The 19,206-nt window shown below is 39.6% G+C and carries 29 protein-coding genes; 4 read left to right on the forward strand and 25 right to left on the reverse strand.

Annotated features, from left to right (window positions below; all coding sequences use genetic code 11):
- Positions 1–111 precede the first annotated feature (111 nt).
- Entirely contained in the window at positions 112–327 is a 216-nt protein-coding gene (locus tag POF52_RS14465; RefSeq protein ID WP_013057984.1) for a hypothetical protein, read from the forward strand.
- Positions 328–361: 34 nt separating this feature from the next.
- On the opposite strand, the gene POF52_RS14470 is transcribed toward POF52_RS14465, so the two are convergent.
- Positions 362–1,282 (reverse strand): EamA family transporter, encoded by a 921-nt coding sequence (locus tag POF52_RS14470; RefSeq protein ID WP_013084012.1) that lies wholly within the window; start codon positions 1,280–1,282, stop codon positions 362–364.
- Positions 1,283–1,390: 108 nt separating this feature from the next.
- On the opposite strand from POF52_RS14470, the gene POF52_RS14475 reads away from it, so the two are divergent.
- A complete protein-coding gene (locus tag POF52_RS14475) occupies positions 1,391–2,290 on the forward strand; it encodes an AraC family transcriptional regulator (protein WP_271993245.1) in 900 nt (299 codons plus the stop codon).
- A 33-nt stretch (positions 2,291–2,323) separates the two neighbouring features.
- On the opposite strand, the gene gvpU is transcribed toward POF52_RS14475, so the two are convergent.
- The 16 genes from gvpU to POF52_RS14555 form a co-directional block, all read right to left on the reverse strand.
- A complete protein-coding gene (gene gvpU / locus POF52_RS14480; protein WP_271993246.1) occupies positions 2,324–2,737 on the reverse strand; it encodes a gas vesicle accessory protein GvpU in 414 nt (137 codons plus the stop codon).
- 23 nt (positions 2,738–2,760) lie between these two features.
- Positions 2,761–3,663, reverse strand: coding sequence for a YtxH domain-containing protein (gvpT, locus tag POF52_RS14485; RefSeq protein ID WP_271993247.1), 903 nt, complete (start codon positions 3,661–3,663; stop codon positions 2,761–2,763).
- A gap of 36 nt (positions 3,664–3,699) precedes the next feature.
- A complete protein-coding gene (gene gvpJ / locus POF52_RS14490; RefSeq protein WP_013057989.1) occupies positions 3,700–4,002 on the reverse strand; it encodes a gas vesicle protein in 303 nt (100 codons plus the stop codon).
- A gap of 21 nt (positions 4,003–4,023) precedes the next feature.
- Positions 4,024–4,308, reverse strand: a complete 285-nt coding sequence (locus POF52_RS14495) for a gas vesicle protein K (protein ID WP_013057990.1) — start codon at positions 4,306–4,308, stop codon at positions 4,024–4,026.
- Positions 4,262–4,549, reverse strand: coding sequence for a gas vesicle protein (locus POF52_RS14500; RefSeq protein WP_271993248.1), 288 nt, complete (start codon positions 4,547–4,549; stop codon positions 4,262–4,264). The genes POF52_RS14495 and POF52_RS14500 overlap by 47 nt, the downstream gene beginning before the upstream one ends.
- A gap of 17 nt (positions 4,550–4,566) precedes the next feature.
- A complete protein-coding gene (locus POF52_RS14505) occupies positions 4,567–5,376 on the reverse strand; it encodes a GvpL/GvpF family gas vesicle protein (RefSeq protein WP_013084015.1) in 810 nt (269 codons plus the stop codon).
- Positions 5,377–5,643, reverse strand: a complete 267-nt coding sequence (locus tag POF52_RS14510) for a gas vesicle protein GvpG (protein WP_013084016.1) — start codon at positions 5,641–5,643, stop codon at positions 5,377–5,379.
- 1 nt (position 5,644) lies between these two features.
- Entirely contained in the window at positions 5,645–6,412 is a 768-nt protein-coding gene (locus POF52_RS14515) for a GvpL/GvpF family gas vesicle protein (RefSeq protein WP_271993249.1), read from the reverse strand.
- Between the two features lie 14 nt (positions 6,413–6,426).
- A complete protein-coding gene (gene gvpN / locus POF52_RS14520) occupies positions 6,427–7,353 on the reverse strand; it encodes a gas vesicle protein GvpN (protein ID WP_013084018.1) in 927 nt (308 codons plus the stop codon).
- Positions 7,354–7,381: 28 nt separating this feature from the next.
- A complete protein-coding gene (gene gvpO / locus POF52_RS14525; RefSeq protein ID WP_013057996.1) occupies positions 7,382–7,648 on the reverse strand; it encodes a gas vesicle protein GvpO in 267 nt (88 codons plus the stop codon).
- A gap of 75 nt (positions 7,649–7,723) precedes the next feature.
- Entirely contained in the window at positions 7,724–7,990 is a 267-nt protein-coding gene (gvpJ, locus tag POF52_RS14530; RefSeq protein WP_013057997.1) for a gas vesicle structural protein GvpA, read from the reverse strand.
- Between the two features lie 19 nt (positions 7,991–8,009).
- Positions 8,010–8,483, reverse strand: coding sequence for a gas vesicle protein GvpQ (gene gvpQ / locus POF52_RS14535; protein WP_271993250.1), 474 nt, complete (start codon positions 8,481–8,483; stop codon positions 8,010–8,012).
- A 25-nt stretch (positions 8,484–8,508) separates the two neighbouring features.
- Complete coding sequence (gene gvpT, locus POF52_RS14540; protein WP_013084020.1) at positions 8,509–8,985, reverse strand: GvpT/GvpP family gas vesicle accessory protein; 477 nt, start codon at positions 8,983–8,985, stop codon at positions 8,509–8,511.
- 60 nt (positions 8,986–9,045) lie between these two features.
- Positions 9,046–9,306: a gas vesicle structural protein GvpA gene (gene gvpA / locus POF52_RS14545; protein ID WP_013058000.1), complete on the reverse strand. Its 261-nt coding sequence runs from the start codon at positions 9,304–9,306 to the stop codon at positions 9,046–9,048.
- A 442-nt stretch (positions 9,307–9,748) separates the two neighbouring features.
- Entirely contained in the window at positions 9,749–10,234 is a 486-nt protein-coding gene (locus tag POF52_RS14550; RefSeq protein WP_271993251.1) for a general stress protein, read from the reverse strand.
- A 108-nt stretch (positions 10,235–10,342) separates the two neighbouring features.
- Positions 10,343–11,563, reverse strand: coding sequence for an MFS transporter (locus POF52_RS14555; protein WP_271993252.1), 1,221 nt, complete (start codon positions 11,561–11,563; stop codon positions 10,343–10,345).
- A gap of 109 nt (positions 11,564–11,672) precedes the next feature.
- Here POF52_RS14555 and POF52_RS14560 point away from each other — a divergent pair, with 109 nt between their 5' ends.
- Positions 11,673–12,542 (forward strand): LysR family transcriptional regulator, encoded by an 870-nt coding sequence (locus POF52_RS14560; RefSeq protein ID WP_271993253.1) that lies wholly within the window; start codon positions 11,673–11,675, stop codon positions 12,540–12,542.
- Positions 12,543–12,569: 27 nt separating this feature from the next.
- Here the strand turns inward: POF52_RS14560 and POF52_RS14565 are convergent, their stop codons facing one another.
- From POF52_RS14565 to POF52_RS14585, 5 genes are all read right to left on the reverse strand, one after another.
- The gene (locus tag POF52_RS14565; protein ID WP_271993254.1) at positions 12,570–13,049 is read right to left on the reverse strand and encodes a DUF2798 domain-containing protein; all 480 of its coding nucleotides are present in this window, start codon (positions 13,047–13,049) and stop codon (positions 12,570–12,572) included.
- A 198-nt stretch (positions 13,050–13,247) separates the two neighbouring features.
- Positions 13,248–14,492 (reverse strand): glutamate-aspartate/proton symporter GltP, encoded by a 1,245-nt coding sequence (gltP, locus tag POF52_RS14570; protein ID WP_016764917.1) that lies wholly within the window; start codon positions 14,490–14,492, stop codon positions 13,248–13,250.
- 201 nt (positions 14,493–14,693) lie between these two features.
- Positions 14,694–15,032 (reverse strand): zinc ribbon domain-containing protein YjdM, encoded by a 339-nt coding sequence (locus tag POF52_RS14575; RefSeq protein ID WP_016764918.1) that lies wholly within the window; start codon positions 15,030–15,032, stop codon positions 14,694–14,696.
- Positions 15,033–15,122: 90 nt separating this feature from the next.
- A complete protein-coding gene (locus tag POF52_RS14580) occupies positions 15,123–15,323 on the reverse strand; it encodes a hypothetical protein (protein ID WP_014459191.1) in 201 nt (66 codons plus the stop codon).
- 32 nt (positions 15,324–15,355) lie between these two features.
- A complete protein-coding gene (locus tag POF52_RS14585; RefSeq protein WP_271993255.1) occupies positions 15,356–15,520 on the reverse strand; it encodes a hypothetical protein in 165 nt (54 codons plus the stop codon).
- Positions 15,521–15,775: 255 nt separating this feature from the next.
- Here POF52_RS14585 and POF52_RS14590 point away from each other — a divergent pair, with 255 nt between their 5' ends.
- A complete protein-coding gene (locus POF52_RS14590; protein ID WP_271993256.1) occupies positions 15,776–16,045 on the forward strand; it encodes a hypothetical protein in 270 nt (89 codons plus the stop codon).
- A gap of 97 nt (positions 16,046–16,142) precedes the next feature.
- Here the strand turns inward: POF52_RS14590 and POF52_RS14595 are convergent, their stop codons facing one another.
- From POF52_RS14595 to ggt, 3 genes are all read right to left on the reverse strand, one after another.
- Positions 16,143–16,754: a CBO0543 family protein gene (locus POF52_RS14595; RefSeq protein WP_016764920.1), complete on the reverse strand. Its 612-nt coding sequence runs from the start codon at positions 16,752–16,754 to the stop codon at positions 16,143–16,145.
- Positions 16,755–16,792: 38 nt separating this feature from the next.
- Positions 16,793–17,293 (reverse strand): CBO0543 family protein, encoded by a 501-nt coding sequence (locus tag POF52_RS14600; RefSeq protein WP_016764921.1) that lies wholly within the window; start codon positions 17,291–17,293, stop codon positions 16,793–16,795.
- 297 nt (positions 17,294–17,590) lie between these two features.
- Entirely contained in the window at positions 17,591–19,201 is a 1,611-nt protein-coding gene (ggt, locus tag POF52_RS14605) for a gamma-glutamyltransferase (RefSeq protein WP_271993257.1), read from the reverse strand.
- Positions 19,202–19,206 lie beyond the last annotated feature (5 nt).

Genomic DNA, 19,206 nt, shown 5'->3' on the forward strand with positions numbered 1-19,206 from the left:
CCGCTCTGCATTTCATTTAGTAGTATATGTTACGTTCTTTTCTTCCTTTTTATCGAAGCTTATTTCATAGTAATACATCAATTTATCAGGCAAAGGAGCTTATCAAACACTATGCAGAAAACGAAAGCAAAACGATTTGAAATACAGTATTCCGTTCTAAAAGATGAAGCCAAAATCAAAGGAACTTTTGTGATAGAATCTGCTAAAAACCGAGATGACGCATCAAGACTTGCTAAATTAAATGTCTCTACAAAAGAAAGAGTGTTTATTCAATATGTAAAGATTTTAAAAGTCAAACGAGTTTCTACAGATTCGGCGGCAAAGTGACATTGGTTTGCTTCTTCTTTTAGCAAGCCCCTATTTATGCTGAAAGTGTCGTCTTAGAAGATGCTTGTTTCGTTCGTGTGAGTAATAGAACTAATCCAATAATACAAGCTGTGCCTATCCATTGATAGAAACCAAAAGGTTCTTTCAGCCAAACAACGGTTGTAATAACCGCGGCTAAAGGCTCTAAACTTCCAAGCAAACTCGTTTCTTTAGGTAAAAGACTTTGCAGGCTTTCTACATAAAACCAAAAAGCAAGCATCGTGCCAAAAATAATGACAAATAAAATATATCCGCAGGTTATTGGTGATAAGCTTGACGCTTCCCAAGGAGGATGAATAAAGCTCATTACGCTTCCCCCAATTACCATTGACCAGCCAACGATGACAAGCGAACTGTACTTTTTGATCAGCGGCACGGCATACAGCGTATAAAATGCTGCTGCTCCACCTGACAGCACTCCCCAAACAACGGCAGATACAGGAACAGACAGCTGAGAAATAGAGCCGTTTGTTAATAAAAAAAAGCAGCCCCCCAGTGCCAGCAAAACAGTGATGACGTCTTGTCGCGTAAATATAGACTGCTTGCGCAAAAGCAAATAAATGATAATCATCACCGGTGATAAATACTGCAGCAGCGTAGCTACTGCTGCATTTCCATGCTTAATAGAAGCCATATACGTATACTGAACGGCGAGCATACCAAATATGGCAAAAACGACGAGCTGAAGAGCTGCCTTTCGGTTCTTCCATACTCCAAATACGTGAGAATGATTATTTTTTATACATGAAATCATTAGCAGCAAAAAACCCGCAATGAGCAGCCGTACTGAAACAAGCCAGTCTACACTGATTTCAAATTCTTGAAAAAGCTTTTGAGCAACCGTCCCTCCCATCCCCCAACATATAGCTCCAGTTGTTACAAAGAAGAACCCTTTTTTCCGGCTGAGATTGTTCATCTTCCATCCCTCACTTTTATTATAAGAATAGTGTTATAATAAGTGAAAAACGAGGCAGAAAATACGTATATTGCATTAAAAAATATAAATATATTGAGGTGATCATGTATGCCAGCAGCCCAATTTAAAATTGATGAAAACTTAAAAGAGCTAACGACCCATCGCACCGTTGAGCTACCAGTAGCATGTTATCAAACGACAATCAGTGATCACATAAACGGCTACATCCCTCTTCACTGGCATGATGAGCTTCAATTTGTATTAGTTATAAAAGGAGATGCGTCTTTTCAAATAAATGAAAAAACAGTGACTGTAAAACAAGGCTACGGACTGTTTATTAACAGCGGATGTCTTCATATGACTGAAGATATAAACAAATCCGGCTGCGTGTACATTTGTTTAAATGTTTCTCCTCATTTTCTTGTGCCGCAAGAGCTTTTTACAAATTACGTTTATCCCTACATTCATGCAACGAATCTATCACATTTATTCATCAGTCCAAAGCAATCCTGGGGAAATAACGTGTTAGAGTCTATACATAAGATACACACATGGATTCATAAGCAGCCGCACCACTATGAAATAGAGATTGCCTCTGAACTCAGCATACTGTGGAAAAATTTAATTCTTAACGGGTTGCAGCTGAAATACAATGAAAAAGAAATGATCAAAAATCAGCGGATGAAGCAAATGCTCAATTGGATTCATTTGCACTTTGCTGAAAAGATTACGCTCGATGATATTGCCAAAGCCGGACAATTGAGCCGTTCTGAATGCTGTCGATATTTTAAGAAAATGTTAAAAAAATCGCCTTTGACCTATGTATTAAACTATCGAATTCAGCAAAGCTTAGTTATGCTGCAGCAAGCAGAAGCAAATGTGACGGACGTCGCTTATCAAGTAGGGTTTAATAGTACAAGCTATTTTATTAATCAGTTTCGAAAAGAAATGAAGATGACTCCGCTCATGTATCGAAAAAAGAAGCTGCACATTTCATCACATCACTAAAAAACGGCGGGGCAATCACCCCGCCGTTTTTTATCAACTCTTTTTACTCGTTGATTTTGCATCAGAAATCTTTCCTAAGAAAAACCCGTCTACTTCTGCTATTTTCCCTCTCCAAAAGATCTTTCCTTTAGAAGGAGTAGATTTACTGTCTCCACAGTAAATCTTTGTATTTTTCAAATGAATAAAATGGGCTTCTGCTTCTCCGTTTGATTCGCTCGCTTCGCTTGCTAAAGAGAATTGTTCGCTTAGCGCCTGAGCCACTTCGCTGCCTTCTTCAAACGTTTCGCTTAAGTAATCAAAGTATTCTTTTGCTGAAATCATGGTACCGGAAATCACAGCGCCGTTTACATTTAATGAAATATCAAGTGAAAAGCCATGTTTATTAGAAGCTTTCACAAAGTATTCAAGCGTATTGTCTTTAGTTGAAAAAGAAGGGCCTGTACTCATGTCTTTCTTTCCTCCTTTACGCCTTAGGCTGTTGTGTCGTCTTCACTAGAAAGAGATGTTGCGTCATCATCTTCTTCATCCGTGTTTTTCTTTGCTTTTGTATTTTTTGATTTTTTAGCTGTTGACTTTTTTGGCTTCGCTTCCTTTTTTTCTTCTTCGTTTTCATCTTCGTCGTCTTCTTCTGTTTTTACTTTTTTATTTTTTTTGTTTGAGCGAGAATCTTCCTCTTCTTCCTCGCTGTCTTCGTCACTTTCACTTTCACTTTCACTTTCTTCTTCCTCTTCTTGCTCAGCTTCTTTTTTATCCTTTTTACGAGGCTTAGATGTTTCTTCTTCGTTTTCATCGTCCTGCTCGTTTTCTTCGTTTTCATCGTTCTCTTCTTCGTCGGAATCTGTATCTTCCGTTTCTTGGTCTTGATTTTTATTGAGGCTAAGCTCAACAAGCATGTTCATTTTTTCTTCAAGCTGTGATAAGCGATCTTGAAGAGTTTGATTTTCTTCTTTTAACTCGTCGTACTCTTGAACGTTATCGTCTTCTGTTTCGCTACTAGAAGAATTTACGTTTTCTTCATCATCTTTTGATTTATCTTTATCTTTATCTTTATCTTTTTTAAACAAGCTTCCCGCAGATGTTTTCAGGCTGGCCACACTGCTTTTTGATTTTTCTTTTACCTTTGTTCCTAAATCAGATGCTTTGCTTTTTAATTCGTCTGTATCAATGCGGTCAAGGAGACTTTTTCGATTTTCAGGAGTCGATACATATCCAATCGTTGCACCGATGATGCCTCCTGCTACCGCTCGTTTGATTGGCCCGCTGCTTGTTGTTTTGCTTGCTTTTGAACCGTTCTTTTCTTTTGAACCGTTTTCCGTATTTTTATTTTCCTTGTTTTCTGCCTGTGTGTTATCTAATTTTGTTTCAGTTGCCATTGTAAATCCCTCCATTTTTTAAGTAGCATACAGTTTTTAACGTTTCGTTTCTATTTTTTCTTCAAGCGTTTTTAACCGCTCATGCAGCATTTTATTTTCTTCTTCGAGCGCTTTGTTATTGGCTCCTTTTGAACTGAGATAGGGATCATTTTCCCACCAGTCCATGCCGATTTCTTTTGCTTTATCAACCGAAGCCACAATCAAGCGGATCTTTATCGTTAATAGCTCGACATCTGCAATTCCTACGGTGATGTCCCCCGCTATGACGACTCCTTTATCCAAAATCTTTTCGAGCACATCTACAATCGTACTTGACTGCATATTATGTTCGACTGCCATACTGTTCCTCCTAATGACCGCTTAAAGCAGGCTGCCTAGCGGTCCAAGATCAATATTTAAATCTTCTGCGTCCAGACCGAACACCTCTTTCAACTCGTCCATTTTTTCTTCTAAGTTCATTAGTGCAATTCCTAAGTTTTCAATTTGTTCGTCCGTCAACGTTCCACCCTCCACCCGCCTCATGGCATGACGTTCAACGATTTGCCTCAATAGCTCAATAACTGTCATCACAAGCTGCGCTAAGCCTTGTTCAGCTTGATCAGGATCCAAGTGGATTCGTCCATTTGCTTGGCTGACCGGTTGCATCCATTAATTCCTCCTTTTCTTTATCAAATTGTTCAGAAGTGATTGGTTTGCGATTTCCTTCTTTTGCTTGCACCAGCGTTTCAACCGAAGAAATAAGCACCCGCAAATCCAAATACACTAAATCGACGCCGGCTATGGAAATGATTAAATCTCCTTTAATGGCGACTCCTTTATCTAAAATGACATCTAAAATATCAATAAGAGCAATATCTTTATTCTCCATGGATTGTTTAAGAGACATAATGTTAATTCCTCACTTTACGCAAAGCTCGAGAAATGATAGGGCGGCCATGGTCCCGTCACTTCAAATTTCCAGCCTTTATTTTCAAGCTTTTGCTGAAGCTCTTCTATTTCGGTTACAAACTTAGTGATCTGCAAAGACGGGAGAAGAAACACGCTGTTCCACGCCATCTGTTCAGCTGCGCCCGTTACGTCCTTGCTCCAATTCTTTTTAACAGAGTCATAAAGCGATAATTCTTTAAGCTTGTCATGTATCTCTTCACACACTTTATTTTTGTGAAGTTCTAATTCTCTTTCAATCAGCTGATCTATTTTTTTCTTTTCAAAAAACTGTCTTCCTGGTGATAAGTGACTAATTTCTTCTTTTTTCGCTTTCACGCTTTCATTCGTTTCGCTGATTCCTTTTTTAAGCTCCGTATCATCACAGTAAATCTTCACGTTCCACTCTTCATTTCCTTGAAGCAGCGTCAGTGAATTCTCTATCTTTTCTTTGTTAATCTCAATAGCTGCCTGCAGACTTTCTTCACCTTTATAAATGGTACAAAATTTTAATGGAATGATCGTAAATTCTTCGTACAAAGCGGCTACCGTCTCGTGATGATGAAATGCTTTTTCCTGCAGCCAGCTCATATCCTGCTCCATTTTTTCTTGAATCACTTTTTCTGAATAGGTTTCAGCATCCAGTTTAGAAACTACAGCCGTCACCTGATCAAATGCAATTGGGTACAGTGAATGTTCTCCGTCAAACCCTTTATAAGATGGAAACGGCTCTATGGCTGCTGCTTCTTTTGTTGGAATTAAACCGTATAAATACAGTAATTCTCCCATCTAGGATTCCTCATTTCTTTTTTTTGTTAGCTCTTCCCATTGTTCAATTTCTCTGCGTTTCGCAATTTCGTACCTCATTAATAATTCATCTTCTTTTTCTTGAAACGCTTCTTCCGGAATTTCACCAAGCTCAAACATCATTTGAAGCTGAATGAGTTTTTGCTGAATCGTCGGAAGGTCGTATAGCTGTTTATCAGCTTCTTCCTGTACTTTTTCGCCGATTTTCACTACAAGATTAATAGGGGCGGTTACTAATTTGTGAAGCACGTTATTTCTCTTCTACTTTTAGGCGAATGTTCACAAAATTATAAGCAGGCCAAGGACCGCTGTAATGAAAATCGGCTTTGTCTTTCCAGTTTTCATGCGCTTCATTCACTTTTTCATCAAACTTCGCTTCATCTTCTCGGTTAATTAAGAAAGACGAGTTTAAAAGCATCGTTTCGCCCGTTGGCTCATTTGCTTTTGCTGCTTCCGCTGCTTCTTCAAGCGGTGAAAACACATCTGTCTTGACTTCTTTTTGCAGGGAAGTAAACATCTTTTGAGCCATTCCCCCAAGTTGAATACGCTCATAATAACCGGCTGCTTCTGATTTTCCTTTTACGGAGGCTGATACTTTTTCAAGTTCAGGATTTTCGTTTACTTTTTTCTCAAGCCATTCTTTTTTTCCGATTACTTTTAACCCGACTTCAATTTTTCCTTTGATTGCTGGAAACAGCTTTTCAAACTGCGGATAAAGGTTTTCCAAAAGAACTTTTACATCTTCTTTGGATTTGAATACATTCCCAAAGCTGATTGGAATAACCGTATCGTTTTTGTCCATAATTGCTGCTACTGCGTTTTGATGCATTAATAAATTTTGGCGATTGGGATGATAAATTTTCATCGGCACTTCAGCTGCTACCATAGCTGCGTCTTTGTAGCGAATCAAAAATGTTTCAGCTTTTGTTCCTTCTACTTCCACAGCGCCAAATTCTTCGTCTTTATCCGTTTGAATGGCGCTAAAAATATAAATACCTGTTTCGTTTGTTTCACTCATGTTTTCAAGCTCCTTTACTTTTCTTCCGTGTCTATATTCTTACACTCTTCTAAAATGATTTTTTCGGCTTTGCTTTTTGGATTTTCTTCATCCAAACATTTGGTGAGCGGATGATGCAAAATATCCATACATAACGTTTGAAAATCTTCGTCATTTCCATCGATAGCAATGTCTTGCTGCGTGGCGAGAGTAGCGATCATAAGCGAAGCCCGAAGGCTAAGTCCGCTGCTGTTTTCGTCTCCAGAGCGGTTTCGCACGTTTGCTACGAGCGTTACAATTGTGCGCGCTTCGTCTTCTTCTACGTCCGTTTTCTCCGTTAAAATCGCTGTCTCTCTGTCGATGTCTTTATAATCAATAAACATGGTAATTAACCTATCAAGAAGCGCATCTTGCGTATCGTATACGCCGGCATACTCAGCTGGATTGCTTGTGAAGATGACGCGAAAATCAGGGTGCACGCGCACAAAAGGATCGGTCATTTTCACTCCATACAGCGGAAGCACGCCTTCTTCTAATATTGATAGAAAGATATTATTCGTTGCAGGCTTAGACCGAGTAAATTCGTCGTAAATCAGCGTATAGCCATTTTTTACAGCTTCAAGCAATCGGCCATCCTGCCAGTTTTCACTCACTTGTTCATCTTTTTTATAGACAGAACGAACATACTGATCGATTACTTTTTTGCTCGTGTATCCCGTAAAATCGCCAATTAAATCTTTATTGTTGAGCTCGTGATTCCCGTGCATCAGCATTACAGGACGCTTTCTCTTTTTAGCAAGCGCTCGCGCTAAAGAGGTTTTGCCTCCGCCGGCAGGACCTGTAAAATGAATGGAATAGCCGGACTTCAAATAGCTCAGCGCTCTTGAAAGAACCTCTTTTGTCTCGTCATCTTGTATAAAAGCTCCACTGCCTTTTTTCCTTTTGTCTGTTAAGACGGTCATTTTTACGTTCCTCCTGCCATCTTATCGTTTATGCTTCAATGCCAATGGCGCTTCTATATCTGACGTCGAGTCGTTTGAATGAAATGACTTCTTTTTCTTTATTTAAAAAGCACTCGTACGTTCCGAGCATTTCATCTTTGGCGTATTTTTTCATATATTCTCGTTCTTCAATGACTTCAACAATAACTCTCCAGCCTTCATCTTCAGTAGCTTCCACCGAGGTAATTTTATGAGGAGGAGCTACGTGTTCACCGAAAAAGTCGTTCACGGCTTGCATAATTTTTTTAATTTCCATTTTTAGTAGCCTCCAATAGTTAGATCTAAAAGCTGGAACCACCCTCAAAAAAGGAAGGTTCCATATCACTTCATATTAAATACTAAAACGCGGCTGTCCTTCACTTGAATTTGAACGTTCAGGAAGACCGTTTTCTTCTACGTCATCACGCAGAAGCCCTACTGCTTCTGCGTAGCGTAACCATGTATCAACACTGGCAATAACCACTCGTGCTTCAATCGTTAAAATCTCAATTCCTACAACAGAAACTCTTGCAAAAGCATCAATAACAATTCCTTTATCTAAAATACGGTCAATGACTTCTGCTAAACTTGAACTATTAGTACTTTTTTGAATAGACATATCTCATTTCTCCTTTCGCTCATGAGCCCATTGTTTTTAAATCTGTAGATGATTTAATATCATTGGAACTTTTAATCTTAGTAGAGCTTTTAATATCCGTTGCTTTTTTAATCTGATTTGCGCCTTTTATTTTCCGCTTATTTTTTGACTTCTCTTTATCGTCTGAAGAAGAAACTTTTTCTTGAAAGTTTTCTCCAGCTTCTTTCACATCGCTAAGCTTATCTTTTACTGATAGTAAGACGTCTTGGAGCTTTTCTTTTGCGTCTTCCCCTTTGCCGTGTACCTTTTGGGCATTTTTTTCTTTTGTTTCCTGCAGTTTTTCTGATGCTTCATTTGCTTTTTCCTGCAGTTTCCCTTCAGTTTTTTCGACAAATTTTTCTTTCGCTTTTTCTTTAACCTTTTCTTCTACCTTTTCCTTAACAGGTTCAGGTGTATGATCGATGATCTTTTTTCCTGCTTTTAAGACTGCTTTCTCCACATCTTTTTTATCCATGAAATTCCCCTTAAGGACGGATATCTTACTTCTTCGCGTCCATGAGTTTGTTTAGCATCTCTTCAATGCGCTGCAGCTGGTCGTTCATATTTTTATTTTCTTCTTTTAGCTCTTCGTACTGAGACGTTTCCATTTCTGCGCTTTGGCTGACTTCTTCCTGCGCATTTCCCTGTTCATTTGATGCATCTTCTTTTTTCTTTTTAGGTGCCAGCAGCTTGCTTAAATTGTCTTTTTCAAGATAGCCTGTAGCCGTCTGTCTTAATGCTCCCATCGCTTGCTGCGTTAGAATATCCTGTGCGTTTCTTCTTAACTCTTGTCCTGTCGCACGTACAATTTCTGATTGTCCTAAGCGGCTGAGTACTTTTTTACTCGTTTGAGGACTTGAAAGAAGTCCAATTCCCGCTCCTACTACGCCTCCTAAAATAGCAAGATTTAAAGAGTTTTGCGTTTTTTCTTCCTGCTGCTGATTTTGTTGTTTTTCATTTTGATCAGTTGTTGTCATGTTCCATCCTCTTTTCTCTTATTATTATTTATTTAATGAATCTTCTAATGATTAAAAGACTTAAAAGCTAAGCCCTGCTCCTCGCTCCTCTGTTCGGCCAGGCAGCCCTTCTTCCTCTACTTTGTCGGTTAATAACCCGACGGCTTCTGCATAGCGAAGCCACGTATCAACACTTGCAATAACGACTCGTGCTTCAATCGTTAAAATTTCAATTCCTACGAGTGATACTCGGGCAAAAGCATCGATGACAATCCCTTTGTCGAGAATTCGATCAATCACTTCTGCTAAACTAGAACTATCTGTACTTTTTTGAATACTCATTTTAGCAGCTCCTTTCGAAATTTAGCTAAATGAATGATGCTACTAATCAACCTTCTTAACTTTTTAAGTAAACATACTTTTGAAATATACTTTTTAGCTCTCTTTCAAACATGAATAATTTGCTAAAAAGTAATTCCTGAAAATAAATTAGAAAATTATTCTACTACGTATAATAATTAACAGTTAATTATTGGATGAAATTTGCGCTTAAATCCTTCTGTTAAAGCTTTCATCAAGATTTCACCCCCAAAATAAAACAATAAATACATTATTGTTACAATAATATTACATTATAATTTAAGGCATATTATTATTCGATACACCATGATACATTTTGATATTTTTAACTATTATGGAATATTATTGTTAGATTAGTGTATTTAAATCAGTGCATAAAAAAATCTGCCGCACTGCGACAGATTTCTCCTACATATCATACGTTCTATAAAATCATTCCGGTTAAAGGAGCTTTCGGGTTTCCATCATGATCTGAGTCTTCTTTGTCTACTAAAACAAGCAAGCTGCCTTCTTTGACTGAATGATTATATTGTTCGGCCTGCTGTTTTGGAATTCCCATACTTACTAAAATACCAGACAGACCTCCTACGCTCGCACCAGCTGCCGCACCTGTTAATGTAGCTACAATCGGACCAGCCGCCACAATTGGACCTATTCCTGGTATGGCAAGAGCCCCGGCACCTGCTAATATTCCGGTCAAGCTCCCTAGCGTACCTCCGGTAAGTGCTCCAGTTGCTGCCCCTTCTGCTTTTGTATTCGTTTCTTTCTGAACTTTTTTGGTCTTTTTATGTTTGCCGATGATAGATATTTCTTCTGATGCGTATCCTTCTTTTTTCAAACTCTCTACAGCTTGAATTGCTTCTTGTTCCGTTTCGTATACCCCCACAACATTCTTTGCTTTTGCTTCCATACTATCTCCTCCTCATTAATGTTGTGTGTACCCGGGAGTATGGCTTTGAAACGTTTTAGAGGATAAGAGGTCTTCTCTATTCTTAAATAAATAGCCCTAAATCACTTTTTATTTAGTGACGTTTTTATTTAAAAATGAATGAACTCGCTCTTTTTTTAACCATATTCCTCCACAAGCAATGAAGCATGCAACCGTACTAAAAGCCAACGCGTAGCTCCGGAGCCAATCTACAAGGAGCCCAAACCAAATTGGTGCGAGCACGATGGCAAATTGATTGAGCGTTAACGCAATGCTTACCGTTAAACCAATAAAACGATCATCCGCTTTTTCTGCTATTAGCACGATAAACAAACTAAACCAGCCAATTGCAAAAAAACCGAGGCTAAAACAAACTGCAGTTAGTAGCCAAAAAGGCAAAGTAAATCCAATATAAGAGATAGCTATTATTAGTCCTGCAGCTATCCAAACCGTCACTTGCAAAGGAGTTCTTCGATTTCCGTTATACACATAATCACTTACCCAAGCTAAAACAATTCTCCCCACCATTCCGCCTAACAGTGTGATGCTCAGCATGATGCCAGCTGAAGCAAAATCCATCTTTATGGCTTTCGTTAAATAGCTCATAAAGTGCGCAACGATAATCATTTGAAGAGAAATCATTGAAACACCTACAAAAAACAGCGGATAGAGCGTTTTATCTTGAGAAATGCGCTTGATTTTTTGATGAAGTGTAAATGTTTCCTTTTTTTCTGACGATGATGATTGCTCTCGGTAGAATACAAAAAAAAGAAGGCCTCCTCCGATAGCTGCCGCTGCCTGTACGAGAACAGCCCCATGCCATCCGTATTGATAAAACAGCAGCGGTAATGCTGCTGAAGCGACAGCGCCTCCAATCGGTATCCCCGTTTGCCGAATCCCCATGGCAAGGCCTCTATGATGAGAAGGAAACCACTTCACCACTGCTTTGCTTCCTCCTGGCTGTGCTGTTCCATACCACACGCCTGCTGCGAGAAGTACGCCTGTTAGATACAAATAATGATCAGCGCTATAGGCAAAAAGCATGCTTATCCCCAGCAAAATAGATCCTCCTCCTACAAGCCACCTTTCTCCATATTGATCCATCCAGTTCCCAAAAAGCAGCATGGAAAAAATCGGGCCAATTTGAACAGATGATACGAGCAGTCCTGTTTGAAACTGCGATAAATCATATAGTCTTTGCCAAAACGCTGCCACCGGTCCTACCCCGTACGTGACAAATGTTGCACATGCCTGAGAAAGAGTGGCAACAAATAAAATCATCCACTTATAAGAAGCTTTTTGTCTGCTCATTTTCTCTCCTCCACCTCTACTTTCAGTGTAGAGAAGGAATAGTATCATGTAAAATAAGTAATAAAGATAAAAGTCATCAATAAAAATGATAGCTGAAGGAGGAGATTTTATGGATATAAAAGATTTACTTGTTTTTACAACGGTAGCAGAAGAAAAAAATATTTCAAAGGCAGCCAAAATCTTAAGCTACGTGCAGTCGAATGTGACGATGCGAATTCAACAGCTAGAAGCTGAACTCGGCACACAGCTATTTGAACGAAGCGGTAAAGGCGTAACGTTAACTTCTAGCGGAGAGCTGTTGCATCGTTACGCTGAAGAAATTCTTCGTTTAACCAATGAAGCCGCGGCAACTGTGCAAAGCAGTGCGCACACACCGATAGGGCCTTTAAAAATAGGTGCAACTGAATCTACTGCGGCTCTTCGGCTACCGCCTTTGCTTTCTACTTATTGCACTGCCTACCCGGATGTAGACTTCATTTTAGAAACACATACAACCGATGTTCTTATTCACCTGGTTTTGACTCGAAAACTTGAAGGCGCATTTGTTGCAGGCAGCTGTGAACATCCTGATCTAAACTCTTTGTTTACTCAAGATGAAGAGCTTGTACTTGTGAGCCGCCACCCTCTTCCTTCTCTTTACAGCCTAAACGATATGAATTTATTAGCATTCAGCAGCGGATGCGCATATCGACATACGTTAGAAATGCTGTTGACAAAAGAAGGCGTGTTTCCAAAACGAATATTAGAATTTGGTACGATTGAAGCGATTATTGGGTGTGTAAAAGCTGGTATGGGCGTAGCTGTAATGATGAAATCCATTGTATCTAATCACGACCATTCATTAACGTTAACTCCGCTGCCAGAACCGTATAGAAAGGTTCCCACTTTTTTTATTACGCGAAAAGATGCCTTTGTATCGGCGGCTTTACGTGAATTTTCTTCTCTTCTTACCAAACAGCTTTACATTACAAAACCCTAAGAAAATAGGCGTTCTTAGGGTTTTGACTTAAGCCGCTGCCGGATTCTTTTTCACAAACTTCATGAACAATAAGCGAACTAGAGGTCCCATGATGAGAAGCTGAAGCGGGTAGGCTACGATAAAGTTTTTCATCACGATCCATGCATAGCTTGAAAGAAGCGACTCTCCGCCTAAACCTTTCGTAAGCGACATTGTAATTAATCCGTATACAGACATGGAAAGCACCATTCCGATCACCATACATGATGACAAAATCAACACGACTTTTAACTGTTTAGACTTATCAAGCGGCAGTGAAAATGCTACTTTTTTTGCTACGGGACCAACGAAAAAAGTTTCGACAGCCATTGCGACTACAAACGTGATAACCAAGTTCATAATACCTTCTGCAAGAGTGATATGCCCGATGACGTCATTCATTAACATGTTATACACCGTCATCACAAGCACCATCCCTCCGCACATCATCATTCCAAAATACATATTCTCTTTTTTAGTTGTTGGCACATTCTTCATCCTTTTCATCTTTTTTACTTGGCTTAGTATAGCTTTTTATCTTCCTTCTTCGTAAGTGAACATTTTGTGAACATTTGTAAGCGGCTGCTCCTCTTTTTGTAGAGGGATGAGTATGACAAACCACTCTAGTCTGTATCTTTGAAACGTAAACAAAAACCCCCGCTTTATGGACTAAAGCAGGGGTTCATTTTATAGAGATTCCGTGTGCGACCCGGGCGGGATCGGCGTTTGGGTGCGGAATACTTTCTCCCATTTCGAGACGACGATACAGGCGATCGCGTGGCCTGGAACGTTGACTCCTGTTCTGGCCATATCCATGATGCGGTCTACTCCTGCAATAATTGCCACTCCTTCAGCCGGCAGACCTACTGCGTTGGCTGTTGCTAAAAGAACAACAAGTGAACCTGACGGGACAGCCGCAATTCCTTTACTTGTCATCACGAGTATAAGCATCATAAATAATTGCTGAGTTAATGGCATATCGATGTTAAAAGCCTGTGCTAAAAAGACGCATGAAACGGATAAATACAGTGTGGAGCCATCACAGTTTAATGACAGGCCCGACGGAATAACGAACGACACAACTCGTTTAGGGCATCCGTACTTTTCCATCCGCTCCATCAGCTGTGGCAGCACCGTTTCCGTACTTGTTGTTGAAAACGCAATAAGAAACAAGTCCCAAATCATTTTGAATACTTCAAAGTAGTTGAATTTGAACAAAAACCCAACAAGCGGAAATAAAACAAATAAAATAATAAAAAGACCTAAAAAGACGGTTCCAATTAGCTTTAGCATTGGAAGCAGAAGTGCAATGCCGTATTGACCTACAGATGCAGCCATTAGCGCTAGTACACCAAGAGGCGCTGTGACCATAACAATTTGCGTTAATTTAAACATAATTTTAGCCGTAGATTCAAAAAACTTCATTGCAGGTTCGGATGCTTTACCGACTCCTGAAGCGGCAACACCGAATAAAATAGCAAAGAAAATCACGGCCAGCAAATCATTTTTTGCCATCACATCTACGATATTCGTTGGAATGATGTTTAAAATCATTTGTTTAAAGTCTACGACTTTGTCGGTGTACTGAGACAATTCACCGATATCTTTTTTAACAAGATGAGAAAGATCGAGGCCTACTCCGGGCTTTAGCAAATTCACTAACAACAGACCGATTCCTAATACGATGGTAGTAATGATTTCAAACCAAATAATCGTCTTTAACCCTAGACTCCCCATTTGTTTCATACTGCCGCTTCCCGCAGCACCTATGACGATGGTTGAAAAGACAATCGGCACCACAATCATTTTAATGAGCCGGATAAACCCGTCCCCTACCGGTCTTAAAGCCATCCCAAAGTCCGGAAAAAAGTGCCCGATAACAGCTCCGATTACTAATGCAATTAAAATTTGAAACGCTAAAAACTTTTTCACATTTCTACCTCCCTTTCGCCTTCATGAAACAGACATCCATTCCATTAATATCCAAATACTCAGACACTTTAAGTAAGTTCGGGACATTTAGCTAGATTCCTTCTGAAATAGACAAATTGGTCTATATATTTCGCTTTATCAGTTAAAACACATAGAAAAAAGCCAGAGTGAAGTTGTTCTTCATCCTGGCCTTTTTAATTCTTATGCTTTTTTAACAAACTGAGATTTTAAGCTCATCGCTCCAAATCCGTCAATTTTGCAGTCGATGTTATGATCGCCTTCTACTAAACGAATGCTTTTTACTTTCGTTCCGATTTTTACAACCGATGAGCTTCCTTTTACTTTTAAGTCTTTGATGACAGTAACTGAATCTCCGTCTTTTAAAAGGTTCCCGTTTGCATCTTTTACAGTCAGCTGTTCTTCCGTGCTTTCTGTTTTTTCATCTTGTCCCCATTCATGCCCACACTCCGGGCAGACGAACAGGTTTCCATCTTCATATGTATACTGTGATTGACAGCTTGGGCAATTAGGTACATTCATTTTCTTTTCCTCCAGCAGCAGCTCGTAACCAATGGTACGATCACGAGATTACATTTTTTATCTGTTTTATACTGTCACAATTTCATGAGATTAACAAGCTTTTCTATTTCCTTGCTGCTGATGTTTTCTTTTCCAAATAAGTGAGCCGATAAACAGAACAAAACCCGCTCCAAAGACAAGAAGCTGATCTAAATAAAAGTCACCTGTTTTTACATACCGTATAATAAATAATCCTCCAAACATGAGCATCAGCATACATGAAAACCGAATGAGGTATGAATTGATTTCCATCTTTCATTCCTCCTTTTTGTAAGACTTTTTTGTTATGAAAAAAACGCGAACCATATGCCGAATGTAACCGCATATAACGGTAAAATGACGGCTAGTTTTTGCTTCCACCCTTTAAAAAAAGAAGAATTACGAGGCGCAAACCAAAGCTCTAACGTGCCGTATAATAAAAGTGCTCCCGCTGCTAGTATCGCAATCACAGTCTCTCCTAAGTCCATACACACTTCTCACTTCATTCTACGCACCTGAAACTAAGCGCAGTGTATATAGCAGCGTATATAGTAAGTCTCATCATTATAAAAAAGCTTATAATCGTGATGCATACGAACTTTGAATACTTTTTCATTCATACATTTATTACCATTATATCATAATAAAAGCATTTTTGAGATTTTTTATATATGTAAATTATTGTATAACAAAAAGTAGATACAGAGAAAAAAGGGGAGAATTTTTTGAAGAGAACTCAGCTTATTTTTGTTATTACACTGCTTATTGAAACTGGATTAACCTATGCGTGCGCATCATTTTTGTCTATCCGCTTTATTGAGCTTATGTTTTTTAGCGGACTTTTGTGTTCAGTTTTGACTTTTTGGTTTTCAAGCAGCGGAAGCAACAGCGCTCATTCTCACTATAAAACTCATTCCATGAGGTTAATGTCTGGGGCTAATATTGAACACAACCGTTTCGTCTGCGCTGGACGGCTTATTTTTTTGCTTCTTTAAGCTTTACGGGAGTGGGCCTGATTTTTTTCGTTCTGCTGCTGACGGACGTTATTCCTCTAGTAAGCTAAAAAACCTGCTCTTCACAAAGAGCAGGAACTTAAGAGAACAGCTTGAGAAGCAGGCATTTTCGCTTTACTTTATTCGCAACAGCTTGAGTCACATGATCTTTTAAAGGCCGAGTCAATATTCGTTTCAGCGGATGTTTTAGCATCCGTTTGCTCACGGGAACTTTAAAGATAACGCTGAGAACCACTGTTGCTAAAACCGAGAGCAGTAAGACCGCAAAAGGCTTTTTTTGAAACCATCTCGAGAAGATAAGCATCATTACGTAAATAAGTGCTGACCACCCCAAATGCCAGCCGTGCCTAAATGTAATTCCCTTACACCTAAGCCCAATCCATTCTACAAACGAAGCTGTACACACCCATTTTGTAATATATTTCACCTGCTTAGCGAGTGTAGACGGATAAGTAGCTAAGAACGACAAAATCATGAGGGGCGTAATGAACATAAGGTGTAAAACACGCAGTACTTTTAATGAAAGATGAGAAGATTTAAAATCCCAAAGCAATTTATTATTACATAAAAAGTAGTAGAGAATATTAAAAAAGCTCACGTATAAAACCCCAGCATACAGCTCGCGTATTTTGTTCCACGTTTTCTTATGGATATTTTGAAAAATCAGCCATAGAAGGATAGAAATATGCACCTTTGTTCACCTCTCTAACGTCGTTTTTAGAATCTCTGCTATTGTATTTTCGTTTCTTCCTGCTTCTTTTCAATTTTTCGAATCCATCCAATCAGCATTCGGTTAAGATACGATTTTAACGTTACGCTAGTAAAAGTGTGATACCACATCCAGCCTGTTTTCCACTCAATGAGCTTCGTTCGTTTTTCAGCCCATAATTCTATAAAAAACATTGGAATCGTAAAAAGCACAATTTTATATAAAACTTTTAACCCTTTATCGTAATACGTAGCTTGATTAATCATGACGGATATCATAGGATACAGCAAAAAGTCGAACAACACGTTAATTCTAAACTGTTTTTTCAATAAGCGAGTTGGATATCGAAGAAGGCCGTGAGTTACAATAAATTTATCAATAATGCCATTTGTTAAGGCGTTAAATACATAGGCCAGCAGCCAGTCTTTAATCGGTGGTTTTCTAAATAAAAAAGGGAGAATTCCCAGGGCGATAAGTAGCATTACACGTAAAAATTTCACTTCAAACTTTTTATTTCTCATCACCTTTTCTCTCCTTTCACCAAGTGTTGTTAGCCTACCCTCATGTCAATTGGCAGCTTGAGACGGCTGTTCTCACCACTCTCAATTATTGCTTATATTAATTTATAAAGATACGCAGCAGCGTCTAATGTAAATTCCCCGTACATAACCCCTAAGTTCACGTTATTCATACATACGTAAATGTTTGTGTTAGTTTTAAGTTCTTTGAAGAGATTTATACATGTGGTTGAGACATGAAAAAAGCCCAACTCTAATCAGTACGGGCTTCTTCCTCCACCTATTGTGTTTTTTTAAACGTTACCATCCAGCTACAAATCCATCCGTTCGTGATTCACTTCCTCCGCATAGCACGCCGCTTTCAGGATCTCTCCAAATAATCTGTCCGCGCCCAAATGCCATTGAATCAACAGCTACTTCAATTTTATGTCCTTTTCGTTCAAGCGCTTGTGCTACGTGTGAGGGAAAAGCTGGCTCCACAAGCACCGTTTTATCTTTTTTCCACTGCCATCTTGGCGCGTCTAAAGCGGCTTGAGGATGAAGCTGAAAGTCAATCGTATTCATGACAACTTGCATATGTCCCTGCGGCTGCATAAAACCTCCCATCACGCCAAACGGTCCTACGGGCTGATTATTTTTAGTGAGAAAGCCTGGAATAATGGTATGAAACGTTTTTTTATTAGGAGCAAGGCAGTTATCGTGATCAGGGTCCATTGAAAAATTGTGGCCGCGGTTTTGCAAGGCAATTCCCGTTTCTGGCACAACGATTCCAGAACCAAAGCCCATATAATTACTTTGAATAAATGAAACCATGTTTCCTGCTTCATCAGCCGTTGCTAAATACACCGTTCCGCTTCTGACAGGTTCTCCCGCTTCAGGCTGAAGAGCATGTTCTTTTATAAGACTGCGGCGATAGCTTGCATATGTATCAGACAGCAGCTCACTAACAGACACGCTCATTTTTGCTTCTTCCGTAATGTATTTTTCCCCATCCGCAAACGCAAGCTTTATCGCTTCTATTTGTTTATGATACGTATCCACGGCATCTTTTTCTTGAAGCTCAAAGCCTTTGACGATATTTAATGCCATTAACGCAATAAGCCCCTGACCGTTCGGAGGAATTTCCCATACATCATATCCACGGTAGTGAGCGGAAATCGGGTTCACCCACTCAGGCTCATAAGCAGCCAAATCTTCCTTGGATAGAAAGCCGCTATATTTTTTGCTGAATGCATCAATACGATCCGCAAGCTCGCCTTTATAAAACGCTTCTGCATCTGTTTCGCCAATGAGCTGAAGCGTATGGGCATGATGGATGGATGACCACATTTCTCCTGCTTTTGGTGCTCGTCCATTTGGGGCAAACGTTTGAAACCATGACTCAAATTCTTCGCTTGTATGTACTCGTTTGAACGTATCGTACGCTTGTTTCCATTGTTTCGCGAGAGTAGGGGCTAGCGGAAATCCTTCTTTGGCGTACTGAATGGCAGGCTGCAGTACTTGAGAAAGAGGCAGTTTGCCAAATCGCTTCGATAAAGCAGCCCAAGATGCCGGAGCCCCGGGAACAGTAACGGGAATCATTCCGTCCTTAGGAATATCTCTGTATCCTTTTTCCTTTAGCGCATCAATGGAAATAGACTGCGGAGAAGGTCCGCTAGCGTTTAGTCCGTACAGCTGATCATTTGTCCAAACAAGCGCAAACGCGTCTCCTCCGATTCCATTAGATGCGGGCTCTAATACAGTAAGGCTCGCTGCTGTCGCGATTGCTGCATCAATGGCATTGCCGCCTTTTTTTAAAATATCAAGGCCTGCCTGCGCTGCGAGCGGCTGAGATGTAGATACCATTCCTTTTTTTGCATAAACGGGAACTCGGTAAGATGGATATGGATGATAATGCGGGTCATAGGTCATAAAAG

Source organism: Priestia sp. AB (assembly GCF_028369225.1).
GTDB lineage: Bacteria > Bacillota > Bacilli > Bacillales > Bacillaceae_H > Priestia > Priestia megaterium.

Coding starts and splice junctions, on each gene's coding strand:
- POF52_RS14575 (WP_016764918.1), bottom strand. CDS start 15,032: ATGAATGTACCTAATTGCCCAAGCTGTCAATCACAGTATACATATGAA.
- POF52_RS14515 (WP_271993249.1), bottom strand. CDS start 6,412: ATGAGTGAAACAAACGAAACAGGTATTTATATTTTTAGCGCCATTCAA.
- gvpO (WP_013057996.1), bottom strand. CDS start 7,648: ATGGAAATTAAAAAAATTATGCAAGCCGTGAACGACTTTTTCGGTGAA.
- gvpN (WP_013084018.1), bottom strand. CDS start 7,353: ATGACCGTCTTAACAGACAAAAGGAAAAAAGGCAGTGGAGCTTTTATA.
- gvpU (WP_271993246.1), bottom strand. CDS start 2,737: ATGAGTACAGGCCCTTCTTTTTCAACTAAAGACAATACGCTTGAATAC.
- POF52_RS14505 (WP_013084015.1), bottom strand. CDS start 5,376: ATGGGAGAATTACTGTATTTATACGGTTTAATTCCAACAAAAGAAGCA.
- gvpT (WP_013084020.1), bottom strand. CDS start 8,985: ATGACAACAACTGATCAAAATGAAAAACAACAAAATCAGCAGCAGGAA.
- gvpJ (WP_013057997.1), bottom strand. CDS start 7,990: ATGTCTATTCAAAAAAGTACTAATAGTTCAAGTTTAGCAGAAGTCATT.
- POF52_RS14560 (WP_271993253.1), top strand. CDS start 11,673: ATGGATATAAAAGATTTACTTGTTTTTACAACGGTAGCAGAAGAAAAA.
- gvpJ (WP_013057989.1), bottom strand. CDS start 4,002: ATGGCAGTCGAACATAATATGCAGTCAAGTACGATTGTAGATGTGCTC.
- gvpA (WP_013058000.1), bottom strand. CDS start 9,306: ATGAGTATTCAAAAAAGTACAGATAGTTCTAGTTTAGCAGAAGTGATT.
- POF52_RS14475 (WP_271993245.1), top strand. CDS start 1,391: ATGCCAGCAGCCCAATTTAAAATTGATGAAAACTTAAAAGAGCTAACG.
- POF52_RS14550 (WP_271993251.1), bottom strand. CDS start 10,234: ATGGAAGCAAAAGCAAAGAATGTTGTGGGGGTATACGAAACGGAACAA.
- POF52_RS14495 (WP_013057990.1), bottom strand. CDS start 4,308: ATGCAACCGGTCAGCCAAGCAAATGGACGAATCCACTTGGATCCTGAT.
- POF52_RS14580 (WP_014459191.1), bottom strand. CDS start 15,323: ATGGAAATCAATTCATACCTCATTCGGTTTTCATGTATGCTGATGCTC.
- gvpT (WP_271993247.1), bottom strand. CDS start 3,663: ATGGCAACTGAAACAAAATTAGATAACACACAGGCAGAAAACAAGGAA.
- ggt (WP_271993257.1), bottom strand. CDS start 19,201: ATGACCTATGACCCGCATTATCATCCATATCCATCTTACCGAGTTCCC.
- POF52_RS14600 (WP_016764921.1), bottom strand. CDS start 17,293: ATGAGAAATAAAAAGTTTGAAGTGAAATTTTTACGTGTAATGCTACTT.
- gvpQ (WP_271993250.1), bottom strand. CDS start 8,483: ATGGATAAAAAAGATGTGGAGAAAGCAGTCTTAAAAGCAGGAAAAAAG.
- POF52_RS14555 (WP_271993252.1), bottom strand. CDS start 11,563: ATGAGCAGACAAAAAGCTTCTTATAAGTGGATGATTTTATTTGTTGCC.
- POF52_RS14470 (WP_013084012.1), bottom strand. CDS start 1,282: ATGAACAATCTCAGCCGGAAAAAAGGGTTCTTCTTTGTAACAACTGGA.
- POF52_RS14500 (WP_271993248.1), bottom strand. CDS start 4,549: ATGTCTCTTAAACAATCCATGGAGAATAAAGATATTGCTCTTATTGAT.
- POF52_RS14465 (WP_013057984.1), top strand. CDS start 112: ATGCAGAAAACGAAAGCAAAACGATTTGAAATACAGTATTCCGTTCTA.